An 8,335-nucleotide genomic window follows, 5' to 3' on the forward strand; every position below is an offset into this window, starting at 1 on the left:
GTCACGCTGAAACAACGTGTGGTTAGTAACAAAAACCCGCTGATACATTATGGATTAGCGGGTTTTGTTTATTTATCTGTTCCGGTTTGGTGCTACCAGCTTATTATTATATCTCGTGCCCGCAACACCCAACCCATTAGTTAAGTTTATAACGAATAATTATTCATAACCATGACTTATCACTCTCTGCTATTTTTGCTGTTCCGCCCTGGTAATAATCATGATACTCAAACATTACTTTGCTTATATTTCCGTAAATTAGCCGGAGACAGTTTACTTCCCGGGGTAGTCACATTAAAAAATAGATATAAATCATTAATATAATTAACTTTTCAGAAATATCTCACTGACCGATAGTATCGTGCTAGTATTCACGATTATTTCATTTTCACGCATGTTTATAAGTAAGGTTAATGGCATGTCTAATCGCTTAAAGCTACAGGACGGAAAAACGCTGACTCTTGCGTCTTTGGGTGGTGCGCTGGAATTTTACGACTTTATCGTATTCCTCACCTTCGCACCCTTTTTGCAGACACTCTTCTTCCCGAGTGACTCACCGCTGCTTTCGAGCATCATGACCTATCTGACCTACGCGGTCGCTTATTTTGTCCGCCCGCTCAGCGGCGTAATAATGGCACATTTCGGCGACCTGATTGGCCGCAAAAAAATGTTTATGCTCTCCCTGTTCCTGATGGCGATCCCGACTCTGCTGATCGGCCTGTTGCCGACCTATGAGCAGATTGGCTATGCCGCACCGGTACTGCTGCTGCTGATGCGTCTGTTGCAGGGTATCGCATTAGGCGGGGAAGTACCGAGTGCCCACGTCTTTGTCACCGAGCATGTCCCGCAGAACCGTATCGGTCTGGCGAACAGTATGATTGCCAGCGGCCTGACATTCGGTGTGGTTATCGGTCACTTCGCGGCTTACCTGATTTACACTAATTTCAGCAATGACCAGATCTTAAGTTTCGCATGGCGTTATCCGTTTATCTGCGGCGGGGTTTTAGGTCTGATTGCCGTGTATTTACGCCGTTATCTGCGTGAAACACCGGTATTCCTGGAAATGAAAAAGCGCAAAGAACTGATTGATATGCCGATCAAAGAGGTATTAAAGAGCTATAAACCGGCTACTATGATCTCTATTCTTGCCACCTGGCTGCTGACCACCGGTGTGGTTCTGGTTGTCCTGGCACCAAACCTGATGAAATCCGATATCTTTAAAATCGACCCGGAATTTGTCAGTAAAATTGCGATCCTCGCCACCGTCATGAATATGGCCGGCAGTATTATCGCAGGGATTGTGTCCGACAAACTCGGCATCCGTAAAACCGTTGTGATATACAGCATCCTGCTGGCTGCAACCAGCTACGCCTTCTTTAATTCCCTCGGCAGCGGTGACCACACCACTATCGGCTTCTTATATTCGCTGGCCGCCCTGTTCTTAGGTCTGGTAGCCTGTGTGCCGATTATTATCATCAAACTGTTCCCGGCCAATATCCGCTTAAGCGGCATCGGGTTCTCCTACAACATCGGTAACGCCCTGTTCGCCGGGCTGACCACCTTCACCGTACCGGTCATTGCCGAACACGTTAACCCGATGTTTATCGCCTACTATATTCTGTTCCTCTGTGCTCTCGGCCTGTTTATCAGTTTCTGCCTCGGCAAAAAATCTATGAAGTTTTATGTCTGATAACCATATCTGATAACAACGTGCAGCAATAAAAAACGGGGAATATTCCCCGTTTTTTATTTACCTGTATGGCAATACGCTTTTTATAAATCCAGTGATCGCTTCCACAGCAGAAAATCAAACTGCTCCAGACGGTCCGCTTTCACCTTATATTCCCCGCCCGCCGTTTCAATCACCCGCTCAAACAGCCCTTTACTGATTTCCGGTAATGGCACACCGTCTATTACCGGCCCGCAGTCGTAATCGATCATGTCTGACAGGCGCTGCGCGATGGCACTGTTGGTGGAAATCTTGACTACCGGCACGATAGGGTTTCCCGTTGGCGTCCCCAATCCCGTGGAAAAAATAACGATATTGCACCCGGCAGCCACCAGACCGGTCACGGCATCCACATCGTTTCCCGGTGTACAGACCAGAGACAAACCGTGATCCGGCATCGGTTCCGCATAATCACACACCGCAGTGATTGGCGATTTTCCGCCTTTTTTCGCGGCACCGGTTGATTTAATTGCATCGGTAATTAATCCGTCGGCAATATTTCCGGGACTCGGATTATCCGCGATAGTGGTATTAAAGAAGTTCGCGGTTTTCTCATATTGCCCCATCAGATCGAGGAATTTCTTCTTATCCTCAAAGCGGATGCAGCGCTTTACCATATCCCCTTCCGCACCACACAATTCCGGGAATTCCGCCAGACCGGAAGCGCCGCCGAGCGTCACCAGCCAGTCCGACACCAGCCCCATCGCCGGATTGCCGGAAATGCCCGAAAACCCGTCAGATGCCCCGCACTTCACACCGAGCTTAAGATAAGACAGCGGTACATCCGTGCGGCTCTGAGGCTTCACCGCTTTCATACACTCATAGGTTTGCTTCAGCGCAGTCTGCATCATCTCTTCTTCGCTGTTCCATTCCTGCTGCCGGAAATAAAGCGCCGGTTTATCAAACGCCGGATTACGTGCCGCCAGCGACTCTTTGAACATCCTGCGCTGTGCTTTTTCACATCCCAGACTAAACACGGTAATACCGATCACATTCGGGTGATCCGCATACGCCGCCAGTACATCACACATGGTTTTACTGTCAGAAGTGGCACCACCGCAGCCGCTGGTCACCGTAATACAGCGCACACCTTCAATATGCGGAAACAGTTTAGGTTTTGCAGTCTGCGCCTGTTCACCGGCGGTCAGATCGAGAGCGAAGCTTTTCAGGCTGTTATTGGTGTAACCCAGCGCCTCATTCAGCGCATCCGTCAGTTTGGTGACATTGCGGTTTTCACAGAACACCAGCGGGAAAATCAGCCAGTAATTTGCCGTACCTACCCGGCCATCATCACGGACATAACCTTTAAATGTCCGCTCCTTCCAGGGCGATACATCCGGGATCTGCCATTCATAATTTCCGCTCTCCTCCAGTGACACCGGGGCGGCATAATGGCGGATATTATCCACGGTAATCACTTCCCCGCAGGCAATCGGTTTTGTTGCTTTCCCGACAGCGGTTCCGTACATGGAAACAATACCGCCTTCCGGTACCGCTTCCAGAGCAAACTTGTGTTTGGCTTTCACATCTGTGACCAGAGTGATTGATTCATCACCCCACTGACAGACCTCACCGGCATACAAATCCTTCAGTGCCACGATTAAATTATCGGTTTCATCAATACGTAATATCTTTTGCATAACTCACCTTCCGGTTATTACCGCCAAAATAACGGCAATGAATCAGGGTTATTTTTGTGTGTTCTTTTTCAGTAAGGCAATCAGGAGCGCACAGCCGACAGTGATCACCGCAAGTGTGATAATCCCTGCCGTATTACTGTTCATCAGTTTATCCATTTCCACACGGATAATCGGTGCGAGGAAAGAACAGAATGCCCCCATGGTGGTACAGAACCCGATACCGGCAGCCAGCGCCGGGCCGCTCAGTAACTGCGGCGGGAATGTCCAGAATACCGGCTGCACCGACAGGAAACCGACGGCGCTGAGACACAGTGCGGCGATCGCAAAGACCGGGCTGGCAAAGGCGGATAATGCCAGGCCAACTGCCGCCGCCAACATACACATCACAGAGATAGCCACACGGCGCGACGGATTTTTATCCGCCAGGCGCGGGATGTAATACACACCGAACGCCGAGCATGCCCACGGAATAGCCGCCACCAGAGACGCTTTAAACCCGAGACTTTGTCCCATCAGGGAAGCCACCTGCGACGGCAGGAAAAACATCAGCCCGTAGACCGAAATCTGGATGGTGCCGTAGATAAGTGCCAGATGCCAGACCCTGATATTTTTCAATGCGGACAACACCGACGTGGTTTCTGTTTTCGCATTCTCACTGGCCAGTTGCTCTGTCAGGGCTTTCTTCTCTTCCGCTGTCAGGAAGCGGGCTTTCTCCGGGCTGTCATCCAGCCAGAAAAAGGCGAAGATCCCGATAACAACCGCCGGTAAACCTTCAATCACAAACATCCAGAACCAGCCCGGACGTCCCATCCAGCCGTGCAATTCCAGCAATGCGCCGGATAACGGCGAACCGAGTGTAAGTGCCAGCGGTACGCCGAGAACGAAAATACCAATCACCGAGCCACGGACTTTATTCGGGAAATAGATAGAGGCCAGCAATAAAATCCCCGGATAAAAACCCGCCTCACCCAGTCCCAGCAGGAAACGCAGCACAATAAATTGCGTCTCGTTGGTCACGAACCCGGTCATTGCGGATAACACACCCCAGATAACCGTTGTCATACTCAGCCACTTTTGTGCGCCGATTTTATTGAGGATCAGGTTCGCCGGGATCCCGAACAGTGCATAAGCAGCGAAGAAAATCCCCGCCCCCAGTGCAAAGGCGGAATCGGACAGCCCGATATCCAGTTGCATAGCATCTTTTGCAAAGCCCACATTCACACGGTCAATAAATGCCACAAAGTACAAAATAAACATCAGGGGTACTAAACGCTTCCACGATTTTTTAATCGCGGAATTTAAAGCAGGATTGTCATAAGCTGTGATAGTCGCCATGATAATATTCCCTGTCGGTAAGATGTTCTGTCGTTATAATCAGGAAAAATCAGCGTGCTGTTTCAGCATCCGCCAGTATCTGCATCAGCTGTTCAGTCTGCTCCGCATTCAGGCGGCTGAATGGCGCTGTGCAGTAGTCTGACTGAATAATGCCCCGCATCTGTAAGGCTTTTTTAAAGGTCGGGATAAACGGTGAGTGCACGCCGTAAACGGCCATCAGCTGATCCACTTTGCGCTGATGTGCCGCTACAGCAGCCATATCACCCTGTGCAAATGCCGCCATCCAGGAAGCGAAAAACTCAGGCACAATATTGGATAACCCGCCGATACAGCCATTTCCCCCCGCCAGCACAACATGGGCGAAGTTATTGTCATAACCGGCATAAACCTCAAAATGCGGGATCTCTTTTTTTACCGTCTGAATAATCTGCGACGTATGTAATGTATCGGGGATCGTATCTTTCAGCCCGATAATATTCGGATAGCGATCCGCCAGACGCAGACAGACCTCCGGCGACACCGAGTAACCGGTACGTTCCGGGAAGTTATAGATAAAAATATTGGCTGATGTTTTTTCCGCAACCGCACTGTAAAACCGGTAAACACCCTCATCATCCAGCGGGAAATAGTACGGGCTGATAATCATGACCCCGTCCACGCCCTGCTCATGGGCATAGTTCGCCAGCGCGGCAGACTCATTCACATCCGGGCGGCTGGTCCCGGCATACACTTTCATTTCCCCTTTGTCATAACTGCCGCATAACCTGATCAGTGTTTTTGAGCTGTCCATATCCAGTGAAAAAAACTCGCCGGTACTGCCCATAACCACAAATCCGGAAACATGTCCCTTCAGCGAGTCATACACCTGCTGGTTTTGTTCCGTATCAATCCGGCCTTTATCATCAAAAATTGTTACCGCCGGTGTGATGTAACGGCTTTCCATACCCACATTGTTCATATATACAAACCTCGTTAATAAATAAAAACACACGTAAGTAATCATGAAACTCTGAGTGAGTCAAATTTTGTATACCTGCTGAAAAAAACAGGCTAACAGACTGTTTTTATTGCCGTTGAAAACACCATTTGCGGAAAAACCCGGGCCGGATTGCGGTTATTTATTATTTATCTGTGAGGAGCAGCACATTACGGGGACAATAAAGCGGATTGCCGTGACACCGGCGGCAATGTCACAAACGGACACCCGGACATGATTTACTTAGCGGGGCTTTGTACCTAGAATAGCGGCATAAACTGTCAGGGAGGTGAATTGATGTCAACGGAGCATATGCCGACAATACGGGTGTTAGAAGTACTCAGTGTTCTGGCGGCAGAAAACACCGGGATTTCCCTCACGCAGCTGTCCGGGAAAACCGGGATATTAAAAGGCACGCTTTATCCGATTCTGAAAACCCTGGCAGAACGCCGTTATATTAATTATGACGAAAATACCCAGCTTTATTTTCTGGGTATCGCCTGTTCAATTCTTTCCCGCTCCTTCTTTGAAAAATCCTACTGGCTGAAAATGGTTCACCGCGAGATGAATAACATTGTCAATGAGTGCAACGAAGTGTGCCAGATGGGAATATTAGACGGTCCGGATGTGCTGTATATTGATAAAGTACAATCTGCACAGAAAGTTCAGTTAGTCTCCAATATCGGCACCCGCTTACCGGCGGTTTATTCGGCATTAGGTAAAGCGATGATATGCCATTACAGCGATGACGATATTCTCCGCCTATATCCTGACGGTTTTACCCCGCTGACAAAATACAGTATCACCACTATTGGTGAATTACGTCAGCAGCTGGAAGATGTCAAAATAAATCATTACGCCACGGATAACCGGGAAATAAACGAAGAAACCCGCTGCTATGCCGTTTCATTACGTCAGCGCAATAAAATTATCGCCGCCATCAGTGTCTCCGTCCCGGCATTTCGCAGCAATGATGAAAAAAACAACCAGATTATCAGTGTATTACTCAGCAGCCGTGAACGCATCGAGCAGGAATTGAATACATTGCAGGATGTGGAGTTTTATCAGTAAAGAAGAATAAACGTAAATTATCTTACAGACAAAAATAACATTCGATACCAACAAACTCATTGATGGTCATCACTATACCTTCCGACTGCTCCGGAAAAACATCCAGAGTTTAGTTATTCATTGATATTAAACAAGAAAACAGACCGACAGCAAGGTGTTTATCAAACAAACCTCCATATGACCGGGCTGTTTTTCTGCTGCCCGCACCGTTTTTCTACAGCCGGAAAAATAAAATAACAGTGAATAACAGCATAATCCATTTACTTATCAACAGATGGGAATGATATAAATGATATTCATTATATTATAAAATAACACATCCGGGTTTAAAATGAAACATTGATGCAAAGAGAGAAACAAATGTTCAGCCGTTTGAAAATCACAACAATTTTGATTACAACATTACTTATATTTTGTGCATTGCAGCTATTAACGAGTGGTTTATTTCTTAATACCATGCAAAATAATACAACATCCTTTAAACAATTACACAACCTGAGCTCACGTGACAATCTGCAATCCAGTGTCTGGTCAGAGTTATTAAATACCAGGGTATCACTCAATCGGGCACTCATTGATATCGTTACCAATGATAATAAATTAAATGAATCGTCAACGCAGTTATTAAATGACGCTATTAAAAATCTGAAACAAGCTGAACATTACTGGGCACTCTTCGATTCACTGCCAAGTCACTCAGGCACAAAAATCCAAGAACTGGAAGATGCCTATAATCAATATCACACAACACTGACCCAACTTATACAATTGATACGCAATGGTGATTTCGCCGCTGCAATATCACAGAATACACAAGCCAGTCAGGATATTTATCAAAAACAGTACACTATTTATAACCAGTCAAATAACCATTTTATTGAAGGCGTGGTAAAAGAAGATAGCGAATCCGATGCGCGGTCAAAATGGATACTGGCCACCATGCTCTGTATCATTCTGCTTATTGTAATTGGTATCTGGGCAAGTATTAAGCGCACACTGATTACACCGCTAAATAACGTGCTTGACAATATCCGGCATATTGCCGGAGGAGACCTGACCAGAACCATTAATATGACCGGTTGTGATGAAGTCAATAAACTGGCTGATACTCTGCGCTATATGCAGGGTGAACTGGCAGGGACAGTCAGTAATGTCCGTGACGGCGTTAATGCGATTTACAACGGTGCCAGTGAAATTGCGGCCGGGAATAACGACCTGTCTTCGCGGACCGAACAACAGGCTGCGTCTCTTGAAGAAACCGCCGCCAGTATGGAAGAACTGACCGCAACCGTGCGCCAGAACGCTGATAATGCCCGTCAGGCCAGTCATCTGGCATTAACCGCCTCTGAGACCGCAGAGCGCGGCGGAAAAGTGGTGGATGATGTTGTGGATACCATGCGCGGCATCGGCGACAGCTCGAAGAAAATTGCCGATATCATCAGTGTGATCGACGGTATCGCTTTCCAGACCAATATTCTGGCGCTGAATGCCGCCGTGGAAGCCGCCCGTGCCGGTGAACAGGGACGCGGGTTTGCGGTTGTTGCCGGTGAGGTGCGTAACCTGGCCCAGCGCAGTGCGCAGGCC

At 47.8% G+C, this 8,335-nt stretch carries 6 protein-coding genes; 3 read left to right on the top strand and 3 right to left on the bottom strand.

The window, feature by feature from the left end; all coding sequences use genetic code 11:
• Positions 1 to 418: 418 nt before the first annotated feature.
• The gene (locus N7387_RS01605) at positions 419 to 1,690 is read left to right on the top strand and encodes an MFS transporter (RefSeq protein ID WP_262861241.1); all 1,272 of its coding nucleotides are present in this window, start codon (positions 419 to 421) and stop codon (positions 1,688 to 1,690) included.
• Between the two features lie 83 nt (positions 1,691 to 1,773).
• On the opposite strand, the gene N7387_RS01610 is transcribed toward N7387_RS01605, so the two are convergent.
• From N7387_RS01610 to N7387_RS01620, 3 genes are read right to left on the bottom strand one after another with little or no spacing between them, the layout of a single operon-like run.
• Entirely contained in the window at positions 1,774 to 3,369 is a 1,596-nt protein-coding gene (locus N7387_RS01610) for an altronate dehydratase family protein (protein ID WP_279796262.1), read from the bottom strand.
• A 48-nt stretch (positions 3,370 to 3,417) separates the two neighbouring features.
• Positions 3,418 to 4,704: an MFS transporter gene (locus tag N7387_RS01615; RefSeq protein ID WP_262883558.1), complete on the bottom strand. Its 1,287-nt coding sequence runs from the start codon at positions 4,702 to 4,704 to the stop codon at positions 3,418 to 3,420.
• A gap of 49 nt (positions 4,705 to 4,753) precedes the next feature.
• Entirely contained in the window at positions 4,754 to 5,647 is an 894-nt protein-coding gene (locus N7387_RS01620; RefSeq protein ID WP_279796270.1) for a dihydrodipicolinate synthase family protein, read from the bottom strand.
• Between the two features lie 330 nt (positions 5,648 to 5,977).
• On the opposite strand from N7387_RS01620, the gene N7387_RS01625 reads away from it, so the two are divergent.
• A complete protein-coding gene (locus N7387_RS01625; RefSeq protein WP_279796265.1) occupies positions 5,978 to 6,751 on the top strand; it encodes an IclR family transcriptional regulator in 774 nt (257 codons plus the stop codon).
• Positions 6,752 to 7,111: 360 nt separating this feature from the next.
• The coding region (locus N7387_RS01630) for a methyl-accepting chemotaxis protein (RefSeq protein WP_279796267.1) at positions 7,112 to 8,335 on the top strand (1,224 nt) is incomplete at its 3' end.

This window comes from Morganella sp. GD04133 (assembly GCF_029835375.1).
GTDB classification, from domain to species: domain Bacteria; phylum Pseudomonadota; class Gammaproteobacteria; order Enterobacterales; family Enterobacteriaceae; genus Morganella; species Morganella morganii_B.